The sequence below is a fragment of the Streptomyces monticola genome (assembly GCF_042665355.1).
GTDB lineage: Bacteria > Actinomycetota > Actinomycetes > Streptomycetales > Streptomycetaceae > Streptomyces > Streptomyces monticola.
The window spans coordinates 424,360-447,023 of the sequence record NZ_JBHTCF010000004.1; the positions used below are offsets into that span (position 1 = coordinate 424,360).

The window sequence follows — 22,664 nt, forward strand, 5'->3', positions numbered from 1 at the left end:
GGTAGATGTACTCAGGTGCACACAGCCCTGCTACTCATTCATCGTGCTGCACCGTGGCGAGGAGACTGCACGCGACCACCACGTCCGGGACCTCATCAATGGAAAGCGGCACAAAATCGCTGCTAGGTCGGTTCTCTACAGCCAGTTCCGAAAACACCGATGGCTGCGAATACCCGGCCATCGATATTGAGTTGTCTGTCGATACGGCACCCTGGACACGGCCCCAGGCGGAACCCCTGCAAAGCAACCAGGACAGCGACCTACCGGACGAGGGTGAATCATGAAATCCCCAGCCCGTAGTCACTCACCCCACGGTGAACCATTGCCACCCTTCACCCTATGATGCCTGCGGCAATAAACATCCCACCCAGAAACACCCAGCCCACTCCGTAATTCGCAGTGTACCTGAGGCCCCAATCATGGGAACACGGCGTGACGCTGCATCAAACACCCTGTCGGCGACACCCTTAACGTTTAACGCAAAGAGCCACCCAAAGGCGAAGGAGAACAGAGGGCCAGACCAACATTAACCATCACTCATCCCCTCGTCGAGCCGCTTCCAGATCAGTCGTTTGGGTGTGTGAAGCCTTCGATCACGCTGTGCGACCGCACGACGGAGCCGACAGGAGGCATGCCCCCAGGCAATTCGAAGACTGCACAACGTCGCCCCGGATGCCGCCAGGATACCTTTCAGACACCCCGCGCTTCATGAACACATCACTTCACGAATGCGACGATAAGAAGAACCGCTCCCACGGGAATCCAAAACCCGCCTACAACACGCAACTTGCCTGGCGTGGCCGTCCCCACAGCCACGGTGCGCTTCGCATAAAAATTGAACGCACGACCGGCGAAGTTCTTTACGTTCAGGACCAGAAGCCAGCCGAGGACGAAGAATATGGCACCGATAACCCCGAAAAACATCAGTCTTCCTTGCCTTTCGTTTCGAGGATTGTCCAGCCTTCCGCTTGACTGAATCCTGTAGAGATCTCGTTGCCCAGCCCGAGACCAACGCCGCCAGACGCCGTTTTTACGGGATCCCCTTCCGAGTTAGTGGATCCGATCGCATTCTGATGGTTTCCCCAAATCCCGAGACCGGCATGGACCGAGCCACCCTTGTCCCACCCAGTCCCCTTGAGCTGGCTGATGTCATCGGCGTTACTTTGGACCCTACCAATGTTCCCGGAGAGCCCGAAGTCCCAACCCGCGGTAGTACTTGATCCAGAGACCATGAGGTTCCACTGCTCGCCGCCATCTGGTTTCCGAGTACGCACGAGAGCAATCTCGCCACCTACACCCGCACCAAATCCTGCGGATCCGCTTACGGATATACCTTGAGTACTGTTATACCCGGTAGCTCCCGCTACGCCGTTGACTAGACCGTTCACCATTTTCACACCGAGATCCCCAGGTGACTTCAGACCGTCCACGGCAGACCCGACCCCCCTCAGAAGGGTCGCGACCGGTCCCTTAGCTGGCGCGTTATCCTCCTCCGCCTTATGCTCCGCGGCTTCCTCCGCCGCAGCCTTAGCCGCACGCCGCGCCTTCTCTTCGGCCTCATGCTTCTTGAAGTCACCATGCGCAGCCGAGTTGAAGCCGGCCATCGTGCCGTCGAGCAGATTGGAGTCCGTGACAACGGACTTGAGCCCTGCCGCGAGTACATCATCAGCATCGCCGACAGCCTTGACCGCCTGTCTGATGGCCTGATCCCATTCGCTGACCGCGGAGCGCACGCTCTGCTGGTAGCTGGGGTCGTGGGCAAGGGCAGTTCGGGCACTGTCATCGAGGCGGTCGTAGTCGTACGAGACCACGCCCTGGTCGGAGACGCGCATGCCGTCCTTCACCGCATCGTCGCGCAACGACTTGACTCTGTTGCGGAGGTCGACGAGCTGCGTGCGGGCTCCGCGCAGCAGTGAGGCCAGGGCTTTCGCCTCCTTTTGGGCTGCCTGGTACTCCCTGAGCGTCACGTCGAATCTGGCCTTGGCGGCCTGTGCGCTCAGGCCCGTCCAAGTGGTTCCCATCGCGACGCTGTGGACTTCCCGCTCGTACTGGTCCTCGAGCTTCTTGAACTTCCCGGCCAGAGCCTCCCACTTGTCGGCAGCTGCGGTGAGCTTGGCCGGGTCCGTGGCCAGGACCTCGTGGTACGTCGGCATGGATCCCCCCGGTTCAGGTTCAGATAAGTCTGCTGCTTGTGCTTCAGAGACCGTTGAGTCCGGACTTACGGCCGAACTGCTCGGCGATACCGCCGTCGGTGATCTGGAAGTCCGAAGCTGCCTGGCGTAGTTGGCTCTTCTCCGTGGTCAGGCGATGGACCAAGCCCTTGGCTTGTTGTTCCCACGCGTCCTGTGCCTTCTTCAAGGCTTCTGAGGTCTTCCAGCCATCGCCGTCCTTGGCCCCGAACTCCTTGGCCGCCGCGGCCATGGACTCCTCGGCGTGCCGGCCTTCACGTGCCGTATCGGGTTCCAGCTGAGTCTCGATGGTCTGCGCCGCGGCCCGCTTCCGCGCCGGGCTCGAGATCAGGTCTGCCGTACCACCACCGCCACCGCTCGGTGGGGCCACCTGGTTGAGGCGTGTGCGTGCGGTCGCCTCTTCCTTGCTGCGCTCCCAGTCATCCCAGCTCACTGTGTGCCTCCTCAAGGGTTAGCGGCCCATGCCGCCCGATTCTTGAACGCTTAGCTCTCGCGCCGGGCGCGCCGACGCCGCACATCCCGTGCGGTCACAGTCGCTCCGGCGACGATCACGATGAGCACCGTGGCGGTTCCGATGGCGTATGTCGCATAGCGCTCGTTGCGCTCCTGCGGCGTCTCGCCCATCGCCAGGTGGGCCGGCTCAGGGGCCGAGGCGCCGGACGGGCCGGGATCCGGGTGCGGGGAATTGATCGGAGTCGTGTCTTCTGTCAGAGCGCGGACCGGGTCGATGACGCCCCAACCGACATGCTTGTCACGGCTGTTGATGGTGCGCTCGGCGGTCTGCTCGATCTGGGCGATGATCTGTGCCGCAGTCCACTCGGGGTGTTCGGCGCGCAGCAGGGTGGCTACCCCGGCCGCGTAAGGGGCGGAGAAGCTGGTGCCGTTGTCGGCGCACTGACCACCACGGGGGACGGTGGAGACGATGTCGACGCCTGGGGCGGCGACATCGACGAAGTCACCGGATTGGGAGAAGGCGGCGCGTTCGTTGTTGCGGTCCGAGGCGGCGACAGCGAGGACGCCGTCGAAGGCCGCGGGGTAGGTGTTCCTGGACTTGCCGTCCAGGCCGTCGTTGCCCGAGGAGGCCACGACCACGATCTCCTTGTTGAGCGCCCGGCGTACCGCCTGGCCCATGGGCGAGGCGGAGTTCAGCGGCTTGGTGGTGTCCTGGGAGATGTTGATGATGTCTGCACCCTTGGCTATGGCGTGGTCGATCGCCTTGGCCATGGTGGTGTCCTTGCCGCTGTTCTTCTCGTCGTTCTGCCGGATCGGGATGATCGTGGCTTCGGGGGCCAGACCGACGAAGCCGGTGCCTTCGCGAGGGCGGGCGGCGATGATTCCGGCGACCTTGGTGCCGTGCCCGACCTCGTCCACGGTGCCGTCCGTCTTGTTCTTGCCGCCCTTGAGGAAGTCGGTGCCGGCCGAGGCGTCAACGGCCGATTTCAGCTGGATGTTGCTGTTGTCCACGCCGGTGTCGATGACCGCGACCCGGACGCCCTTGCCCTTGGTCTTACTCCACAGCTCGTCGAGCAGCACGCGCTGCAGCGGCCAAGGGATGCCGGCGTACTGCTTCTTCATCGGGAAGGTGCACTGTCCGACACCATCGACGCCATACGCCGACGAAGACGGCCCAATGACCGTCACAGATGCCGCAGCACCCGCCACCAGGCCGATGCGTCTCACTCTTCGCATGTCACGGCTCCCCACGCTCACGAACCCTGCGGCTGGCGGGCGCTGTTGGTGTCTAGCCGGGGGCCCTTGGCCAGGAACTCGGACCAGGACTGTGGGATCAGCGCCGGGGTGGCGTTCTCGTAGCCGAGCCGAATCTGGGCCTGGCTGGGTTCGGGGCGACCGTCCTGCTGCTCGCCCTGGCCGCCGGCGCCGATGTCGGAGCGGTCGGCGTCGCTGTCGCCGTTGGACTGCACGGCGTAGCGCAGTCCGGTGTCGGTGACGAGGAAGAGAGACCCGTCGGGACGGGTCTGGTGGCCCTGGACCTGCGTGTAGAGCTGACCTGAGCCGGGAGTCACGTAAGTGCTCGTGCCGCCCGCAGTGAGCTGCGCCGGATAGTCCTTGCCCGCCCACGTCGACAAGGTCGTCCCGCCCTTGTCGTCGACGTCGCGCAACACGCTGCACACAGTGTCCCGAGAACCCTGTCCTTCAACGGAGTTGACCTGCGCGGCTTTCTCCTGCGGCCACCGGTACTGGGAGGCGAAGAATCCGGAGGCTGGGGTGAACGACTGCGCGTCGACGGTGCTCGCCTCGCCGCCCATGTCGAGCCGGTCGGTCTGGGGGGAGTTGATGAGCAGCCAGGCGGTGAAGTCGGAAACCGGCTGCACTTTCCCCTTCAGTACGACGTAGTGCTGCGGGCCTTCACCGGTCTGCGCCTTCAGGACCATGCCGATCCGGTCTTCTCGTTCCGACAGTCCGGAGCCGGTACTGGCGGTCGCACCGACCGTTCCGGGGATCTTCGGGAAGTCGACGGCATCGCCCTCATGCAGGGTCGCCAGCCACTCGTCGGTGACGGCCTGCGGCTGCTTGTTGAGGCCGACGAGCGTGGTCGCCAGCAGATCACCGGGGTCGCCGCCGACCGGGTACTTGGTGCCGGCGGCGTCGACGAGATACCGCTTGCCGCGTTCGTCGTTGACGTACATCACCTGACCACCGGAGAGCTTCTCCTTGCCCTCGGTCCGGTCGAAGTCCCGGTCGGCGAAAACGAAGGCCGCCTTCTGCGGCCCCTCCTTGCCGCCGCCCGGCTGCTGGCAGACGACCCACCGCTTGGTCTTGCCCGCGTCCGTGTCCTTGGGCAGACGGTCGGGCGCGTACGGGATGCCGAGGATCGGCCCCAGCGGTGGCTTGCCCGAGTCCAGGATCTCGTCGCTGACCTGAATGACCTCGTACTGCTGGGGTGTGAGCAACAGCCGCGCGGAGGCCAGGTTCATCACCGGATGCAGGAGCGTCTTCTTGTTCTTGCCCTTGCCGGTGGTCAGCACCACGTACCGGGTAGTGGAGTCCTTCCCGACGATGACCTTCGTGCCGGGCTTGTCCCAGTCCTTGGGGGCCTTGGGCTTGAACATCCCCCACGCGCCGAACCCGGCCAGGATCAGCGCCCCGATGACAAGGCCCGGCAGGACGGCTCGCAGTGGTCGCGGTGCACCCTCTTCTGTACCGGTGCCCGACGGCCTGAGCAGCGCCGACACCACAACCTTCTTTGCGAAGGTATAGGCGTTGAGCTCATCCCGCCGTGATGCCATGACTTCCTGCTCCTCCCCCGTGCGGCCTCGACGGCCCGCGCAGTCCCAGCGTCATCATGGGACACGCCCCTACTATGCCTGCTGCCGTATCACCGCGGTCAATCAGCCCTGGCTGAGCACAGTTCCGGATACGCCACTGATATAGCGTCGAGTCCGGATCCCGGTGGGGACAGTTGTGGCAGTTCTCGGCCACCGGTCATGCCCATATCGGCCATGAGCTGAGACCTGAGTAGGCGTACTCATTTGCTGCCCGGCACGTCGTCACTACGCTCGCAGCAAGCCGGTGTGATAGCTGTGAGGCGACGGGGGTTCTGGTGACGTTCGATGATGAGTGGGCCGAGCTGAAGCAAGGGGCGGCGGCACGGATGCAGCTGGCCGGCACCGGATGGAGCGACAACTCCGGTGGCGGTGGCGGAGAGCTCCGCACCTCGAAGGCCGCCTGGACCAAGGCAGGCGAGGGCGTCAACGCACTCCGCGGCGACATCAAGAAGGCTCTGACGAGGCTCGGCGACAGCCAAAAGGGCACGGGCCAGGGCGGCGGCGAGATCGCGAGCGTCGGGGCCCAGCGAGAGCTCCACGACTCATGGCAGCGCTACCTCACAGATGTGAGCAACCGCTGCGGCACTCTACGTGACTTGTTCGAGAAGGCGAGCGCCGCCGAGTCCAAGAACGACGAGGCGGTCAAAGACGTGTTCTCCGCAGTCCGGGGCAAGTACGGGGACACCCCCGCCGTTGGCGGCTCCAGCAAGGAGCGGTGAGTCGAAGCCATGGACTACGCCACCCTCAAGTCGCTCAAGCCGTCCGAGTTCACCGATGCCGCGGACGGATACCGCGCGACCAGCGATATGGCCGGGAAGGCCAAGGAACACATCGAGAACGAGATCACGGTCGGCATGCGGCAGTCGCTCGAGAGTAAGGCTGCCACCACTGCGGACAGCCAGCTCCGGAAGCTGGCTCAGAACTTCCACTACACCCAGGTCGAATGTGGCCTGATCAGCACGGCGCTCAACGGCCTTGCCCACGACCTGGAAGCGGCTCAGAAGAAGCTCAAAGACGCTGTCACCGACGCGCAGAGCAAGAACTTCACGGTGGAGGCCGACGGATCAGTCAGCTACCCGGCAGCAGAGATGAAGACCGACGGCAAAGCTCCGGGCGACAGCGCCTCCAGCAGCCCAAGCACTGCCGGCTCGGACATGGCCCAGGCTCTCCAACGACAAGCGGCCAGTGTCGACCCGAATCCGAACTACGGTCCTGCCCAGGAGATCGCCAACCGGATCTCCGCGGCCATTCAGGAAGCCGCTGAGGCGGACGCGAAGTGGGCCCCAAAGCTGCGGGCGCTCAAGGCGGACGACGATCTGCAGGTCTCTTACAAGGACTGGGCCAACGTTCAGAAGGACACTCGCGGTGTCCTAAAGGGCGCCGATACCTATATGGACAGCATCAAGGAGCCTCCCAAGAACGGGAGTCCGAAGGAGAACGCTGAGTGGTGGAAGGGGCTCTCCCAGGATGAGCGAGAAGGCTACGCCACGCTTCACCCTGCCAGTATCGGAGCCCTGGATGGAATTCCGTCCGACGTTCGCGATACCGCCAACCGAACAGTCCTTGCGGAGCAACGGGCCAAGTACGAACTTGCGTTGCAATCCTTCCCGCCCATGCCGCAGAAGTACCAACCACCCACATCGGGCTACACGATCGCCTACATGGAATGGGCGGAGAAGCGCGAGCGCCTGACAAGCGCCATCAGGGGGATGGAGGTTGTCCAGGAACGCCTTGACCGGCGTGGCCCCGGCCAGGATCAACTTCCTCCGGCATACCTCTTGGGCTTCGACACGAAAGGCGAAGGGGATGGGCGGGTCATCATCGCCAACGGTAATCCAGACACAGCCGATCACACCGCGATCTATGTCCCTGGCACCGGTTCCGACCTCGCCGGAATCCGAGGCGATATCGAGCGAGGTGAGCGACTCTGGGCGGCGAGTGACGCCAAGGCCCCGGGGCAGTCTGTCTCCACGATCACCTGGCTTGACTACGACACACCCCGATCAGCCATCCCCGTCTTGGACGGGGATCTAGCTCCCCAGGCCGCGTTCCCGCAATACGCGGAGGACGCAGCTCCTCGACTCAATCAGTTCCTCGAAGGCACTCAAGAGGCTCAGGGTGGTTACAGTTCCAGCCACACCACAGTGATCGGCCACAGTTACGGCAGCACCGTCGTCGGAGAAGCGTCCAAACAAGGAGACCTTGCCGCTGAGGACATAGTGGTTGCCGGGAGCCCAGGGATGCAGGTTCGCCACGCTAATGACCTCGACGTGGATCAGGGGCACGTGTGGGCCATGGCTGGATCTTCCAGTAAAGACCAAGTACCCGTCGGCGGGAAGATTGTGGGCCTTGGAGAGGACTGGACTGTTCCCACAGATCCAAAGTTCGGCGCCCACATCATGGAAACTGATTCAGAAGATCACAGTGGTTACTGGCAACCCGGATCCACCAGCCTGAGAAATCAAGCTGCAGTAATCACGGGAGAATACGGCGAGGTGAAGCAGCTTGATTAGGCGACTGACGACGATCGCCCTATTCGTATCACTGACCGCAGCAACATCGGGGTGCTCAAACGTGAACCAGTCGGACAGGGAAACTAAGAATCCACCGGAGACCCAACCTTCCACGAAAAAATACGAGGACGCAATCGACGAAGCAACTCGCCTCTCGAGCGAAGTCCTGGACATCATCAACCTTCGCGGCAAGGTGACGAAGCCGGGCCCTGGCCCCCTGCCTTGCGACGATACAGAAGACGACCACTACAGGATCGATCACCCCTGGAGCGTTTACGGCGTACCCGTTGCAGATATGGAGAAATCGATGGAACGCCTCAAAAAGGACCTCCCCAAACATAGTTGGGATATCCGCAGTTACGGCCCCGATGCCAGCAAGGCCAAGAGCCTTGAGTTGACTGCGGAGCACAAGGAGAGAGGGTTCTCTCTAATCATCACCCTGCAAGACCGCCGCGACCGCAGCAAGAATCCATCCCTGATTGAGGTAAATCTTCAGTCTCCGTGCTACAAGCGCCCTGATGGGCCTGGCGCATAGGGTCGTTGCCATGCGGACTTCTACGACGGAGCCAGAGGCCGCCCCATCTTCCTTCTCACCTGCTTCATCGCCCTATATTCGTCAACCACAGGACGCAGCAAGCCCACGGAGGAAGCGGACCCAAAGATTCTGGTTCACGTGGTTTCCGGTTGCTTCCGGGCACCCAAGGGGACCGACCTCGATAGCGAGTACTGATCATCCCACCAACGATGACCCGGACTTCAGCCACCTCTCCCTGCGGCACACGGCGCACGACCAAGCAATAACTGGCTGAGATCGATCCGAGTAGTCGTACTCATGCGCCGACGTCTTCAAGTCATTACCGTCGAGGTCAGCCATGCCGAAGCAGTCGAGGTGACAGCGACACGGGCACCAGCGATCAGGCTGGATCTTTGCGCAAAATTGCCGTTGCGACCGCAAGTGTCGAGTGACTAGAGTGACGTAGGTTTAACTGGCTTTATATCGGGGGTTGTTGTGGCCGACCAGGGGCGAGGCAACGGCGAGGATCTCGCCGTCAGCAGCGTTGACCTGCAGGGGTTCAAGAAGCGCATTGATGTGCTGCTTGAACATCTCGAGAAGGGCAACGCCCATCCCGCGAAGATCGGCGAACAGACGATCACTGCGGCTTCCTACGGGACAGGGTTCGCAGCTGCGGATGATCTGTCCAAGGCGTACGAAAAGGTGCGTTCCCGGCTGGAGCGTCTGAGCCGGCTCTTCGGCGAGCAGATCGAGGCCATGGGGCTGGCCGTGAGCTTCGCGGACAAGGGCTACGACGGCACCGACGTCGAACAGGCGCAGCGCTACACGGAGATCCGTGCGCGCGCCGAGAAGTACTACGACGATCCGGCCGCGCAGTCGGCCAGTGACAGTGGGGCGGCGGCGCCTGGTACTGGCGAAGGTACTGGTGGCGCGACGTCGGGTGGGTTCAGCTAACGGGGAGTGTGTCGTGGCAGGGGATGAATTCGAGGGGCGTTCACTCAACGAGCTGTACGCCATGGTGGCTTCGGCGAATCCGGCTCAACTGAGCAAGGCTGGCGAGGCTCTGTTCGCCGCCTCGCCGGAGATCGCGGCTATCGCCATGGATCTGCGTAACTATGTCGGCCGGGTTGAGTGGAAGGGCGAGGCCGGCAACACCTTCCGCGAGTGGGGTCACAGCATGTCCTCGGAGACGCTGAAGCTGTCCGAGTACGCGGCGACCGCGGGTTCGGAGATGGTCAGCGCGGGTGATGCGTTGCGTTCGGCGCAAGCCGCAGTGCCAGCGCCGGACACGATGAATTACGTGGACCCGGAGAAAGAGGAGAAGCGGAAGGCTGCTGAAGAGCCGAAGCGGCAAGAAGCCATCAATCAGCTGAATCGGCTTACTTCGTACTACCACACGTCTGCTGAGCGGATACAGGCTCAGCCGGAGCCGAACTTCGAGCCTCCACCCGAGCACAAGTCCGTCATAGCCCAAAGTACGCCTTACAGTTCGGGCAGCGGTGCGGAAGCCGTCAGTGCGACGTCGAACAGTGGCGGAAACACCAGCGGAGGTGGATCTGCCGCCCAAGGTTCGGTTGGTACGGGCGGGCAGAGTGGTCCATCACCTGAACATCCGCAAACAAGCCAACCTGTGAACACCGGCATCGACTCCATTGCAGTGGCTCCCCCGCAGGAAGCAGGAACTAGCCGTCCCAGCGGGCCCAACGCCCCCAGCACTGGGGGCTCTGCTCCAGTGCTGCCTTCACCGCTGCCCGCAGGTCCCATTCCCGGGGGCTACAAGCCTCCTTCCGGGAATCCAGTAGGAGGCCCCAACACCACCCGCCCCGGAGTCCCTGGGCCCTCCGGAACGGTGCGTCCCAGCAGCCCTACTCCTGTACCGCATGGCGGGACTTCCAACGGCGCTAGTAGTGGCCGCCCAGCACCAGCCGCCGGCAGATCTACGGGACCGCGCGGGCCTATGGGAACCGTTATTGGCGAGGGAACAGCAACTGGCCGCGGGCCGGGTGGTGTGCCAGGGCCGCTTCCTGGCGGTCAAGGGACAGGCACTGCGCCCGGCGGTCGAAGGTTGGCTTCGCAACCTGGCGGTTCTGTAGGTCCACGACTGCCGGGCACTGTGATCGGTGAGGGTCCTGCGGCAGGTCGTGGAATCGCAGCGGGGACAGGACAGGCCCCGGGCTCGCGAACTTCACAGAGCGCTCCTGCTGGCAGGAGCACAGCCTCACAGCCCGGCGGTGCGGTGGGGCCTCGCTCCGTCAACGGCGGTGCTGTTGGTGAAGGGATGGCAGCCGGTCGAGGGGCTGCGGGAACAGCTGGACCTGCTGCTGGTGCCGCAGATCCCAGGAATGTTGCTTCTGGCAGAAGGCTAGCGTCCGAGCCTGGAGGGCCAGTGGGTTCAACCCGCACTTCGGCCGGTGGGCGAGGCGAGTTCAATGCTGGTGGTGCACGTGCCGTGCCGAGTGGATCTGCCTCACCTACTCGAGGCCGGCACCGGTCCACCGGGAACCGCCCCGACTACCTCACTGAAGACGAAGACACCTGGGTCACCGACCGGCGGAAGACCATTCCACCTGTCATTGAATGAGGGGTTCAGTACACCGTGTTCCATCGCGTACGCCGCGTGACCGGCTGGGTCGTGCCGTTGGCGGGTGCAGCAGCGATTCTGCTTGTCGCTCCGTTGCCCTCGGCACACGCAGCCGACATGCGGTCCCGCCAGTGGTATCTCGATGCCATGCGCGCCGATGACCTCTGGAAGGTAAGCGTCGGCGCAGGCGTGACGGTGGCGGTGGTTGACACAGGGGTGGATGCCAGCGTTCCCGAGCTTCGAGGACGTGTTCTCCGTGGCAAAAACGTCGAGAACTCCGACGGCGGCACCCTGAGCGATGAACAGGGACACGGCACGAGTATGGCCGCCACCATCGCCGGAAGCGGTGCGCAAGGTGGCATCAAGGGCTTGGCACCTAGCGCCAAGATTCTGCCCGTCAAGGTCTCCAGCCAAAGCGAATCATTCGGCGGGCTAGGTATCGTCGCCAAGGGGATTCGCTACGCCGCCGACAGTGACGCCAAGGTCATCAACGTGTCGCAATCGGGATTTCCTACCTCTGGCGAGAGAGCGGACCTCCAGGCAGCGATCAACTACGCCTCAAAGAAGGGAAAGTTGGTCTTCGCAGGCAGCGGCAATGACGGCGATGGGAGTCCTGAGTACCCGGCGGCCATGCCTGGAGCAGTAGCGGTGGGTGCGGTGGCCTCCAGCGGCAAGGTATCCAAGTTCTCCAATTTCGGGAGTCATCTCGCTCTCGCGGCGCCAGGTGAGAAGATTCCGTCCTACTGCCCCAAGAATGAGGGCTACTGCGAGTCAAAGGGCACTAGCCAAGCCACAGCCCTAGCCTCAGCCTCGGCAGCCCTGATCTGGTCCAAGCACCCCAACTGGACAGCAAACCAAGTCCTCCGAGTAATGATGGAGACTGCGGGCCACGACGGCCCTGTCCCCAGCAAGTACATCGGCTACGGGACCATCCGGCCCGCGCAAGTCCTGCTCGAAGGCATGGGCGAGCCCGGAGATCCGGACGTCAATCCGTTGCTCGCCGCGCGGCAGAATGAGTCGCCGACGCCATCGACTTCCCCCTCTCCCGCGAACAAGAACAAGGGGGACAGCAAGGACGACCAGAAACAGCCGCGGTCTGAGAACGCCGCGGCTGAGTCCGACGGGGGCGGCACCCTCTGGATCGTCGTCACCATCGTCGCCGCAGCCGCTGTTGCTGCAGGCGCCTTGGTGGCAGTCCGCGTACGTAACAGGCGGGCTCCATAAGCGTGTTCCGTACCGGAGCCCGCGCACGCATGAGAGAGGGATGAGTATGAGTTCCACCGGTGGTTCCAGTCTTGGTTACTCAGACATCGCCAAGGCCAAGACAGCGATCGAGGACACCATGAACTCGATGAACCAGCAGGTCCGTGCGCTGTCTGAAGCGATCAACATGGTGGCCGGCTCCTGGCACGGCCAGGGCGCGTCGCAGTTCGTCAAGGCGCAGAACGATCTCAACAACGACCACAAGGACATTCACCGTCGCCTGCAGATTCTCCATGAGGCCGTGGACCAGACCCGGAACCTCAACGAGAGCAATGACGTGGAAGTCCAGGCAGCCTTCAAGGGCGTCGACACCGGCGGTGGTGCGGCGGCAGCAAGCGCGGCGGGCGGGTCGGGCATCGACCGCCTGTAGTACCGGCAAACCCTGCGCACCGCGCACTTCTCAACTCACCGGCAAGGCCGCCGAACACTTTTGGAGCCAGCATGAGCGACGCCGACCTCAGGGTCCGGTACGAGAACGTCCAGACCATCGCCGACAGCATCCGCCGGATCTCGCGAGAGATCATGCAGAACATGGACCGCATGGACGACGCCGTGCGGGTGGTCGCCGCGACGTGGGACGGTGAAGCCCACGGGATGTACCAGGACGTCCAGCGCGCCTACAAGGGCCGTGCGGACCACATGCAGAAGACCCTTGAGCAGGTTGCCCGGCTCATCGAACAGGGCAAGGAGAGCTACGGCACCGTGGACCGCAAGAACGCGGCAACGATCCAGCAGGCTCTCTGAGGCTGGATCAGCACTTTCATACGAGCGCCCCGCGGAGGGACATGCGCAGCCCTTTGTGCGCATGTCCCTCCGCTGTTGAGTCGCAAGGTCAGAGTTCCGGCATCCCGATGGGGCGGCCACGCCCGGTAGGCACCGGTTCCACTTCACGCCTCTACCCGCCTGCTCAACACTCGCGACGATGACTGAAGTCTCTGTTGGCAACTCCCTTGTTCCCTGCAACAGTTGTGCGAGTCGGGCGGGGTTCAAGGGACAAGCGGGGCGCAGTGCAAAAGTGGAGACAGATCGCGCTGCTGGTGTGCGCGCTCGCGCTCGGGGCTGTGGCCCTGTTCTCACCCGCCGACCGCGAGAACATCGTGGACGCCACCCAGTTCAGCATCGCGTTCTTCGCGACGCTGCTGACCGGCGAGGCGGTGATCTTCGCCCTCACCTTCTCCGCCGCCAGCTCCTGGCCGTCACTCCGCGCGATCGACAGCCACATCGCCTTCCGCGAGTGGGTGCTGATCGGCTGGTTCGCGGCCCTGTTCACCGCGTGCGGCCTGCTCGGCGACAGCACGATCAGCGCCACATACGGGGCCCTGCTGTTCCTCCTTGCCAATGTCTTCGGGATCTTCTCATTCATCCGCCTCTTCGGCCTGGCCAGCGTCGGCGGACGCAACCGGCTGCTGCAACGCACCCTCGCCGGAGCCCTGATCCGGCCCCAGCCCGCCACCACACCCCACGCTCCCGCCCCGCCGGGCCTTGAGGACGATCCGATCCTCGCCGCCTACCTCGGCACCGTCGGCCAGGCCGCCGGCAGCAACGACCCCACCGGCATTCGCAACCTGGTCGACCAGCTCGTCGCCGCCCAAGTGCCGCCGCACGCCGCCGACCACGCCATCGCCGTCCAGCTGAACGTGCTGCATCGACTGGCCCGCGCCGCCCTGACCAGCGGCGCCGACCCGATCGTGATCACCGGCTGCGCCGACACCCTGATCGACTCCATACTCCAACGGGCCCGCTCCCTTGCCCACCCGGCCCCGGCCCTGGGCGCGACCAGCCGTTACCTGGCCTGGCTCGCCTCCACCGCGCACCTGATGTCGGTACGGGCCGTCGCCTCCAACCGGGCCGCCCGCGAACTGGTCGCCATGTCCACCGACAACCGGCTGAAGATCCTGCGCCGCGTCGACCCGGACCCCAAGTCCGCCGGCGCCAGCGACGAGGTCGGCAGCATCCTGCCCGACCCACTCCAACTCCTGCTGTGGACAGCCGACTTCTGCGAGTTCCACGGCGCCCACCAGGCCAGTGCCTTCTACGGCGTGTTCGAAGCCCTCACCGGCACCAAGTTCATGGGCAACTACTGGGACGGCGCCTCCATCCTCACCCAGCTCCGCACCGCCCTCTACGACCACACCAACTCCGAGTCCGGCTCCGGCTCCGACTCCGTGAGAACCCCCGAGGCCGATGCCACCCGCCAGGTCTTCGGCTCCCTCGACGAGTTCGACCGCTTCTGGGCCCTGATCTCCGTCAATGCCCTCGCCACCCTGCGCGACACCCGCCAGCCTCATCCCCCGGAGCTAATCCGCCCCGAATTCACCCCCGACCCCCGGCTCCTGGGCGCCTATCTACGCACCTTCGCCACCCACCGCTACTTCACCACCGCCACCCAGGCCCAAGAGGCCCTGCTCGGCCTCATTTCCCGCACCGATCCACCCGGTTCGCCGAGCGAGGAGATACGTATCACCCGCGAGCGCGCCGCCTACCGCACCCCCGCTCCCCCTACCGCGCCCCGACAGCGTCCGGCCGCCATGGTCTTGGCCATCGCCACCCGCCTGGCCCCACTCACCTCCGGCGAACCCGACACCGAACTGCGCACCTTCCTCACGACACTGCCCACGCCCGCACTGAAATCCGCCGCGGATCTCGCCGCACGAATCCTGCCCGGCGCCGCAGACGAACCCGACCCGCACCAGGCCATCGTCACCGGACTCAAGGTGCTGCAACTGGTGGGTGCTCACACTTGGGAGGACCGGTGACAACCCCCGCACCCGTACCCGCCCTCGATGTCGACCGGGACGCCTGGCGCGCGAAACTCGCCCGCCTCCACTCCCCCGACGTCGTCCACGCCCTCGTCGTCCAATGCGCCCTGCACTGGCTGGACCCCGCCCAGTACGCCTTCCGCAACGAGATCGACCAGGCGCTGATGACCGCCCAACTCCACCGCGGCGACACACTCACCGTCACCCGCGTGATCCTGCACAACCTCCCCGCCGCCACCGACACCGCCCCACGCCCACCCCACTTCGAGGCTGCCTTCGACGAGTGGCACTACCGCCTGGCCGCCTCCGCCGCCCTGCTCTTCCCCACCGACCGACCCGCCCCGCGCATCCACCGCCTCATCATCCGCGGCGACCAGACCGAACCACCGATCCCGGATATGGTCGAATTCTTGGAAAACGGCCACTGGACCGACCGGCAACGCGCGGGCCTGGCCCTGCATATCGCCAACACCACTGGAAACACAACACCATTGACCAGTTACGACGTGGACCTGGACGGCCCGTTCGGTGACGCCGACCCCTCGGTCCACATGTGAGTGCCCCAGCACGCGAGAACGAGGAGATCAGGTGCCCTACGCCCCGGAGACCCCCCAGGACCACGCCTTCCTAGAGCAGGCCATCCAGATCTCCCGCCACGCCCTCGAAGACGAAGGCAAGACCCCCTTCGGCGCCCTCGTCGTCATCGACGGCCAGGTGGTCGGCACCGGCTCCAGCTCCGTCGTCGAACTCCGTGACCCGACCGCCCACGCCGAGGTCATGGCGCTACGCGACGCCGGCACCCGCCTCGACCGCCACCTCATGGAAGACGCGGTCATGTACTCCAGCAGCGAACCCTGCCCCATGTGCCTGACCGCCTGCTACTGGGCCCGTATCCCCCGCCTCGTCTACGCCGCCACCAGCCACGACGTCGCCACCAACGGCTTCGAAGACCTCCAGTACTACCGCCAGTTGACCCTGCCCAACGCCGAGCGCACCCTCCTGGACGAAGTCACGGCAAACGACGAAACCCGCACTACCGCGGCAGCCACCCTCGCCAGCTGGGCCGACAAACTCCCCTTCCCCGTGGAGCCCAAACTCTGACGCACCTCGTGCGATCACAGCAAAGCTCAAGGCGACTGGGTTCAGCCATGGCGCTGCGGATCTCACCCAACTCCACATCGGAACACGGCGATTACCGCAAGATAGTGATCTCTACCTGCTAAACCTGGGAGGTCCTCGTGGTGTCCGTCGCCTTGGTTCACAGCACGCAGCTGATGCAGCAGCGCATGCCCGATCCACACGACGCCCGCACACCCGCCCGCCCGCAACCCGCTGGCTGCGGGCGGGCACTTCCCTACCAGCGCCCACCACCAGACCGCTCACACAAACTCCCAGGTCAACCAGCCCTCCGCCAGTCACTCCAGACGAGCCGAACCGACACGAGTCTTCGGTAGATACGCCGACGTCTCCACGATCAGCGACTCACCCCCGGTCACGGGGGGGGCGACACGACCTGCCCTTGCCGTCGGCTCCTGCCCGGGACTTGAACCTGCGGCCAGGCACCCCGAGACCACCGCGAAGTCCCGCCAACCAACTCTCACAGGCGACACCAGGGACTTCCACCACACCAGGGGCGCCCCAAGCGCGCATCCGCCCGTACCCCTGCTCCACGCCACTCCCCGCCTCCGCCCCTGACTCACCGTCAGCTCTCTCCAGCCGAAATCCAGCCAGCGTGCAGAGAACGACAGATGACGACAGATGACGACACGTCAGGCCGTCCAGCCAGGATCCAGCCACGCACACGCCGACGGGGCCGCCCCGAACTTGGGGCGACCCCGTCTGACCTGGCGTTTTGCTAAATCGCCGGATCCACGGTAATGCGTGGCCTATACATTGAAGCGGAACTCCACAACATCCCCGTCCTGCATCACATACTCCTTGCCCTCCATGCGCGCCTTGCCCTTGGCGCGGGCTTCCGCTACCGAGCCCGTTTCGACCAGGTCGTCGAAGGAGATGACCTCGGCCTTGATGAAGCCCTTCTGGAAGTCGGTGTGGATGACACCGGCCGCCTCGGGGGCCGTGGCGCCCTTCTTGATGGTCCAGGCGCGGGACTCCTTGGGGCCTGCCGTCAGGTAGGTCTGCAGGCCCAGGGTGGTGAAGCCGACGCGGGCGAGGGTGGCGAGGCCGGGCTCTTCGGCGCCGACGGACTGGAGGAGTTCGAGGGCGTCCTCCTCGTCGAGCTCGGCGAGGTCCGCCTCCAGCTTGGCGTTCAGGAAGATCGCCTCGGCCGGGGCGACCAGGGCGCGCTGCTCCTCCTTGAAGGCGTCGTCCGTCAGCTCGTCCTCGTCCACGTTGAAGACGTAGAGGAAGGGCTTCGTGGTCAGGAGGTGCAGGTCGTGCAGGAGCTCCTCGTTCCCGCCGCCCTGGACGATGCCCTGGGAGAAGAGCGTCTCGCCGCGCTCCAGGATGGCCTTCGCCTCCTCGACCGCCTTGACCTTCGGCGCGATGTCCTTCTTGATGCGCGACTCCTTCTGGAGGCGCGGCAGGACCTTCTCGATGGTCTGCAGGTCGGCGAGGATCAGCTCGGTGTTGATCGTCTCGATATCGCTCTTCGGGGAGACCTTGCCGTCGACGTGTACGACGTTCTCATCCTGGAAGGCGCGGATGACCTGGCAGATCGCGTCGGACTCGCGGATGTTCGCCAGGAACTTGTTGCCCAGGCCCTCGCCCTCGCTCGCACCGCGCACGATGCCCGCGATGTCGACGAAGTCCACCGTCGCCGGGAGGATCTTCTGGGAGCCGAAGATCTCCGCGAGCTTGTCGAGGCGGGGGTCGGGGACGCCGACCACGCCGACGTTCGGCTCGATCGTCGCGAACGGGTAGTTGGCCGCAAGGACGTCGTTCTTGGTCAGGGCGTTGAACAGGGTCGACTTGCCGACATTGGGCAGACCGACGATTCCGATCGTGAGCGACACGTTGCGACTTCCCGTTACGTCTGGGCGGAGTGGTGGGCCCGGGCGGGCCGATCCACCAGTCTACGGCCCCGGTCCCGCCCCCTCTCCGCCCTGTGGACAGCCCGCTCCACAGCCCGCTCCACAGCACACCCCACGGCCCACTCCCCGCCCGCTCCATCCCCCGCTCCCCCGCCGTGTGCGCGGCCGCGGCCCGGGTACGTATCGAACGCACAGCCAAGGTGCTTCAAAGCGCGTGTCCAAGGCCGGATACCCGGCCCCGGCCGACCTAGGTTGGAGCGGTGGAGCAACACAGGACGCGACCGAACAGGGACCGAGCGCGACGAACGGCCCCCCTTCCGCCGCAGGCCGCGGGACCCGCCGCCGAGGACCGGACCACGACCGCGACGGTCTACCGCGCCGCGTCCCGCCGCCCCGTGCCACCACTCGCCCTGGCCGTGCGCCGGGCCGTCCTCACTGTGCGCAAGGCCGTGCCCGCGGTGCGCTCGCTGCCCGACCCACGGCTCACCGGGCTCGGCAGCGGTCTGTTCTGCGGCGCGGCCATGCTGCTGCTCGCCTGCCTGATCCGGCTGCTGTTCGACGGTTCCGTGGTGGCCTACGGAGTGCTGTTCCTGCCGGTGAGCGCGCTGACGGCGCTGTGGGTGCGGCCCGCCGACCTGGTGACGGGGCCGGTCGCGGTGCCGATCGCGTTCGCCGTGGGACTGCTGCCGATCGCCGGCGGCTCGGACGGCTTCGGCGGGCATGTGATGGGCCTGGTGACCGCCCTCGCGGTGCACGCCGGGTGGCTCTACGGCGGGACGCTGGTCGCCGGTCTGATCGTGACCGTCCGCAAGGTGCGGCTCATGGCGCGGAAGCGGGCCCTGCGCGCGGCCGCGGCCCGCCCGCCGCACCGCCGTATGCCTGCCTGAGGCCCCGAGGCCCTGACCCTGGCCCTGAGCCGTCAGGCCTGAGCCGCGTTCTCCCTCGCGGCCATCGCCGCTCCCACGATGCCCGCGTTGTTGAGCAGCTCCGCCGGCACGATCTCCGCCTTGATGCCCTCGATCAGCGGCAGAAACTTGTGCGCCTTGCGGCTGACCCCGCCGCCGATGATGAACAGCTCCGGTGAGAACAGCATCTCGACGTGCGCCAGATACTTCTGGATCCGGTGCGCCCAGTGCTCCCAGCTCAGCTGCTCGTCGTCGCGGGCCTTGGTCGAGGCGCGCTTCTCCGCGTCGTGGCCGTGCAGCTCCAGGTGGCCGAGCTCGGTGTTGGGGACGAGGTGGCCGTTCACGAACAGGGCGCTGCCGATGCCCGTGCCGAGGGTGAGCAGCAGGACCGTGCCCTGGCGGCCCTTGCCCGCGCCGAAGTTCATCTCGGCGACCCCGGCGGCGTCCGCGTCATTGAGCACCGTCACCGGCAGGCCGCCGCCGAGGCGCTCGGTGAGCAGGGCGCGGGCGTCGACATCGACCCAGCCCTTGTCGACATTGGCGGCCGTACGGATCGTGCTGCCACCGGTGACGACTCCGGGGAAGGTGACGCCGACGGGGCCCGACCAGCCGAAGCGGTCGACGACTTCCTTGACGCCGTCGGCCACCGCGTCCGGCGTGGCCGGGTGCGGGGTGAGGACCTTGTGGCGGGGCTCCGCCAGGTCGCCCCGGTCCAGGTCGACCGGGGCGCCCTTGATGCCGGAGCCGCCGATGTCCACGCCGAAGATCTGCATGGACACCACGTTACGACGGCCTGCGGGGCCGGGCAGTCCTACGAGGCCACAGACGCAGGACCTGTAGGCCCCCGCAGGACCCGCAGGCCTACGGGTTGCGGGTTGCGGGTTACGGGTTACGGGTTACGGGTCTACGACGCGGCCGGGCGGCCCGTGCGCTCCTCGATCAGCGCTGCGGCCTCGGCGCGCAGGTCTCGGCGCAGCTCCTTGGGCAGCGAGAAGGTGAGGGACTCCTCGGCGGTCTTCACGATCTCGACGTCGCCGTAGCCACGCTCCGAGAGCCAGGCCAGAACCTCCTCGACCAGGACGTCGGGGACCGAGGCGCCGGAGGAGACACCGACGGTGGAGACGCCTTCGAGCCAGGTCTCGTCGATCTCGCGCGCGAAGTCGACGAGATAGGCGGCGGGGCAGCCGGCCTGCTTGGCGACGTCGACCATGCGCTGGGAGTTGGAGGAGTTCTTGGAGCCGACCACGATGACCAGATCCGACTGCTGGGCCAGTTCCTTGATGGCCGTCTGGCGGTTCTGGGTGGCGTAGCAGATGTCGTCGGACGGCGGCGAGATCAGGTTCGGGAACTTCTCCTTGAGGGCGTCCACCGTCTCCATCGTCTCGTCGACGGAGAGCGTGGTCTGGGAGAGCCAGACGACGCGGGAGTCGTCGCGCACCTCCACGTTGGCCACGTCCTCGGGGCCGTCGACCAGGGTGATGTGGTCGGGGGCCTCGCCGGAGGTGCCGATCACCTCCTCGTGGCCCTCGTGGCCGATCAGGAGGATGTCGTAGTCGTCGTTGGCGAAGCGGACGGCTTCCTTGTGGACCTTGGTGACCAGGGGGCAGGTGGCGTCGATGGTGGCGAGGCGGCCCTCACGGGCCTCCTCGTGCACGGAAGGCGCGACGCCGTGCGCCGAGAACATCACGATGTTGCCCGGCGGCACCTCGGTGGCCTGGTCGACGAAGATCGCGCCCTTCTTCTCCAGGGTCTGCACGACGTACTTGTTGTGCACGATCTCGTGCCGGACATAGACGGGCGCCCCGTACTGCTCAAGGGCCTTCTCGACGGCGATCACGGCGCGGTCCACGCCCGCGCAGTAGCCGCGCGGAGCGGCGAGCAGGACGCGGCGGGCTTGGGTCGGTGCAGTCATGTCCCCCATCGTAAGGCCGCCCTCAACGGGTCAAAGATCCACACCTTGGAGAGACTGGAACGGTTGGGATCACAGGTGGCCATGGAGGCGCACGATGTCCGGTGACAGCGCAAGCACCACGCCTGGCGGCGGCGGAGGCGGTATTTCCGGTGCCGGCGCGAGTAGTACGCCTGGGGTCGGCGCGGGCGGTACGCCTGGGGCCGGCGCGGGCGGTACGCCTGGTGCCGGCGCGGGCGGTACGGCCGCCGACGGTGACGGCGGGGGGCTGCGGCGCAGTCTCGGCTTCCGCGATCTCGTGGTGTACGGACTGCTCTTCATCGCCCCCATGGCGCCCGTCGGCGTCTTCGGCACCCTCGACGCCAAGTCGCACGGCGCGGTGGCCCTGGTCTATCTGGTCGCGACGATCGCGATGGCGTTCACCGCATTCAGCTACGCGCAGATGGTGCGGGTGGTCCCGCAGGCGGGCTCTGTCTTCGCCTACGCGCGCGTGGCGCTCGGCAAGGGGCCGGGGTTCATCGCGGGCTGGATGGCGATGCTCGACTATCTGCTGATTCCGGCGGTGGCCTATCTGTTCTCCGGGATCGCGATGCACGCCCTGGTGCCGTCGGTGTCGCAGTGGGTGTGGACCGCGCTCGCCGTGGTGATCACGACGGCGCTCAATCTGTGGGGGGTGCGGGCGGCGGCCCGGGTCGGCTTCGCGGTGCTCGCGATGGAGATCGTGGTGCTGCTCGTGTTCGTGGTCTCCGCCCTGGTGGTGCTCGTCCGGGACGGGGCGGAGCGCGGTTGGCTGACGCCGCTGACCGGTGACGGCGGCTTCACCATGGGCGCGCTCCTGGGTGCGGTGTCCATCGCCGTCCTGTCGTATCTGGGCTTCGACGCGATCGCCTCGTTCGCCGAGGAGGTCACCGGGGGGTCGGCGAAGGTGGCGCGCGCTGTGCTGTTCTGTCTGGCGCTCGCGGGCTTCCTGTTCATCGCGCAGACCTATCTGGTGGCGCTGCTCGAACCGGTGTCGTCGGCGCAGCTCGCGGCCGATCCGGGCAAGCAGGGCTCGGCCTTCTACGACGCCGTGGACTCCTCGGTGGGCGGCTGGCTGCACGATCTGGTGGCCGTGAGCAAGGCGATCGGCGCCGCGTTCGCCGCGCTCGCCGGGCAGGCGGCGGCCGGGCGGCTCGTCTTCGCCATGGCCCGTGAGCGGCGCCTTCCGCGGGTGCTTTCGCGGACGGACTCCGGGGTGCCGCGGGTCGCGCTCGGCGTCGCGGCGGTGATCACGATGGTGGCCGCGGTGTGGGCGGCGAGCCGCGACGACGGTATGGACCACCTGGTGTCGGTGGTCGACATCGGCGCCCTGGTCGCGTTCACGATGCTGCACGCCTCGGTGGTGTCGTGGTTCGCGGTACGCAAGGAGGGCGGGCCGGTCAGCTGGTGGCGGCACATCCTGGTGCCGGTCCTCGGCGCGGCCATCACCCTCGCGGTGATCGCGGAGGCATCCCGCCCGGCACAAGTGGTGGGCGTGATCTGGCTGGTCGTGGGGCTCGTCGTGCTGGCGGTGCAGAGCCGGTCGAGGCCGTCGCGCGCCTAACGCTCCGCGGGACGTCCGGTAAGGCACCTGCGGGTGCGTCGTGGCTGGTCGTGGGGCTCGTCGTGCTGGCGGTGCAGAGCCGGTCGAGGCCGTCGCGCGCCTAACGCTCCGCGGGACGTCCGGTAAGGCACCTGCGGGTGCGTCGTGGCTGGTCGTGGGGCTCGTCGTG

20 protein-coding genes are annotated in these 22,664 nt (G+C 65.9%); 12 read left to right on the plus strand and 8 right to left on the minus strand.

Features of this window, described 5'->3' with window-relative positions; genetic code table 11:
• Positions 1–717 precede the first annotated feature (717 nt).
• Genes ACFQVC_RS13035 through eccB form a run of 5 tightly spaced genes read right to left on the minus strand, consistent with a single transcriptional unit; the run spans position 718 to position 5,437 of the window.
• Positions 718–924, minus strand: coding sequence for a hypothetical protein (locus ACFQVC_RS13035; protein WP_381830265.1), 207 nt, complete (start codon positions 922–924; stop codon positions 718–720).
• The gene (locus tag ACFQVC_RS13040; protein ID WP_381830267.1) at positions 924–2,153 is read right to left on the minus strand and encodes a hypothetical protein; all 1,230 of its coding nucleotides are present in this window, start codon (positions 2,151–2,153) and stop codon (positions 924–926) included. The genes ACFQVC_RS13035 and ACFQVC_RS13040 overlap by 1 nt, the downstream gene beginning before the upstream one ends.
• Positions 2,154–2,196: 43 nt before the next feature.
• Positions 2,197–2,622, minus strand: coding sequence for a hypothetical protein (locus ACFQVC_RS13045; RefSeq protein WP_381830269.1), 426 nt, complete (start codon positions 2,620–2,622; stop codon positions 2,197–2,199).
• Positions 2,623–2,672: 50 nt separating this feature from the next.
• Positions 2,673–3,878 (minus strand): type VII secretion-associated serine protease mycosin, encoded by a 1,206-nt coding sequence (gene mycP / locus ACFQVC_RS13050; RefSeq protein WP_381830271.1) that lies wholly within the window; start codon positions 3,876–3,878, stop codon positions 2,673–2,675.
• A gap of 17 nt (positions 3,879–3,895) precedes the next feature.
• A complete protein-coding gene (eccB, locus tag ACFQVC_RS13055; protein ID WP_381830273.1) occupies positions 3,896–5,437 on the minus strand; it encodes a type VII secretion protein EccB in 1,542 nt (513 codons plus the stop codon).
• A gap of 314 nt (positions 5,438–5,751) precedes the next feature.
• Here eccB and ACFQVC_RS13060 point away from each other — a divergent pair, with 314 nt between their 5' ends.
• The 10 genes from ACFQVC_RS13060 (at position 5,752) to ACFQVC_RS13105 (ending at position 16,207) form a co-directional block, all read left to right on the plus strand.
• Positions 5,752–6,195, plus strand: a complete 444-nt coding sequence (locus ACFQVC_RS13060; protein WP_381830275.1) for a hypothetical protein — start codon at positions 5,752–5,754, stop codon at positions 6,193–6,195.
• Between the two features lie 9 nt (positions 6,196–6,204).
• The gene (locus ACFQVC_RS13065; RefSeq protein WP_381830277.1) at positions 6,205–7,989 is read left to right on the plus strand and encodes an alpha/beta hydrolase; all 1,785 of its coding nucleotides are present in this window, start codon (positions 6,205–6,207) and stop codon (positions 7,987–7,989) included.
• A gap of 61 nt (positions 7,990–8,050) precedes the next feature.
• Positions 8,051–8,524 carry a hypothetical protein gene (locus ACFQVC_RS13070; RefSeq protein ID WP_381830279.1) on the plus strand — a complete coding sequence of 158 codons (474 nt, stop codon included), beginning with the start codon at positions 8,051–8,053 and terminating at the stop codon, positions 8,522–8,524.
• A 474-nt stretch (positions 8,525–8,998) separates the two neighbouring features.
• Positions 8,999–9,457, plus strand: a complete 459-nt coding sequence (locus tag ACFQVC_RS13075; RefSeq protein ID WP_381830281.1) for a hypothetical protein — start codon at positions 8,999–9,001, stop codon at positions 9,455–9,457.
• Positions 9,458–11,120: 1,663 nt separating this feature from the next.
• Positions 11,121–12,308, plus strand: coding sequence for a type VII secretion-associated serine protease mycosin (gene mycP / locus ACFQVC_RS13080; RefSeq protein WP_381830283.1), 1,188 nt, complete (start codon positions 11,121–11,123; stop codon positions 12,306–12,308).
• A gap of 46 nt (positions 12,309–12,354) precedes the next feature.
• Positions 12,355–12,717: a WXG100 family type VII secretion target gene (locus tag ACFQVC_RS13085; protein ID WP_381830285.1), complete on the plus strand. Its 363-nt coding sequence runs from the start codon at positions 12,355–12,357 to the stop codon at positions 12,715–12,717.
• Positions 12,718–12,788: 71 nt separating this feature from the next.
• Positions 12,789–13,091: a WXG100 family type VII secretion target gene (locus ACFQVC_RS13090; protein ID WP_381830287.1), complete on the plus strand. Its 303-nt coding sequence runs from the start codon at positions 12,789–12,791 to the stop codon at positions 13,089–13,091.
• A 263-nt stretch (positions 13,092–13,354) separates the two neighbouring features.
• On the plus strand, positions 13,355–15,103 hold the full coding sequence (locus ACFQVC_RS13095) for a hypothetical protein (RefSeq protein ID WP_381830289.1): 1,749 nt from the start codon (positions 13,355–13,357) through the stop codon (positions 15,101–15,103).
• Positions 15,100–15,663 carry a hypothetical protein gene (locus tag ACFQVC_RS13100; RefSeq protein ID WP_381830291.1) on the plus strand — a complete coding sequence of 188 codons (564 nt, stop codon included), beginning with the start codon at positions 15,100–15,102 and terminating at the stop codon, positions 15,661–15,663. The genes ACFQVC_RS13095 and ACFQVC_RS13100 overlap by 4 nt, the downstream gene beginning before the upstream one ends.
• Before the next feature lie 31 nt (positions 15,664–15,694).
• Positions 15,695–16,207, plus strand: a complete 513-nt coding sequence (locus ACFQVC_RS13105) for a nucleoside deaminase (RefSeq protein WP_381830293.1) — start codon at positions 15,695–15,697, stop codon at positions 16,205–16,207.
• A 785-nt stretch (positions 16,208–16,992) separates the two neighbouring features.
• On the opposite strand, the gene ychF is transcribed toward ACFQVC_RS13105, so the two are convergent.
• Positions 16,993–18,081, minus strand: coding sequence for a redox-regulated ATPase YchF (ychF, locus tag ACFQVC_RS13110; protein WP_381830295.1), 1,089 nt, complete (start codon positions 18,079–18,081; stop codon positions 16,993–16,995).
• Between the two features lie 278 nt (positions 18,082–18,359).
• Here ychF and ACFQVC_RS13115 point away from each other — a divergent pair, with 278 nt between their 5' ends.
• A complete protein-coding gene (locus tag ACFQVC_RS13115) occupies positions 18,360–18,986 on the plus strand; it encodes a DUF6542 domain-containing protein (RefSeq protein ID WP_381830297.1) in 627 nt (208 codons plus the stop codon).
• A gap of 32 nt (positions 18,987–19,018) precedes the next feature.
• Here the strand turns inward: ACFQVC_RS13115 and ppgK are convergent, their stop codons facing one another.
• Positions 19,019–19,777: a polyphosphate--glucose phosphotransferase gene (ppgK, locus tag ACFQVC_RS13120; RefSeq protein ID WP_381830299.1), complete on the minus strand. Its 759-nt coding sequence runs from the start codon at positions 19,775–19,777 to the stop codon at positions 19,019–19,021.
• A 131-nt stretch (positions 19,778–19,908) separates the two neighbouring features.
• Positions 19,909–20,925 (minus strand): 4-hydroxy-3-methylbut-2-enyl diphosphate reductase, encoded by a 1,017-nt coding sequence (locus tag ACFQVC_RS13125; protein ID WP_381830301.1) that lies wholly within the window; start codon positions 20,923–20,925, stop codon positions 19,909–19,911.
• Positions 20,926–21,010: 85 nt separating this feature from the next.
• Here ACFQVC_RS13125 and ACFQVC_RS13130 point away from each other — a divergent pair, with 85 nt between their 5' ends.
• Complete coding sequence (locus tag ACFQVC_RS13130; protein ID WP_381830303.1) at positions 21,011–22,495, plus strand: APC family permease; 1,485 nt, start codon at positions 21,011–21,013, stop codon at positions 22,493–22,495.
• Positions 22,496–22,664 lie beyond the last annotated feature (169 nt).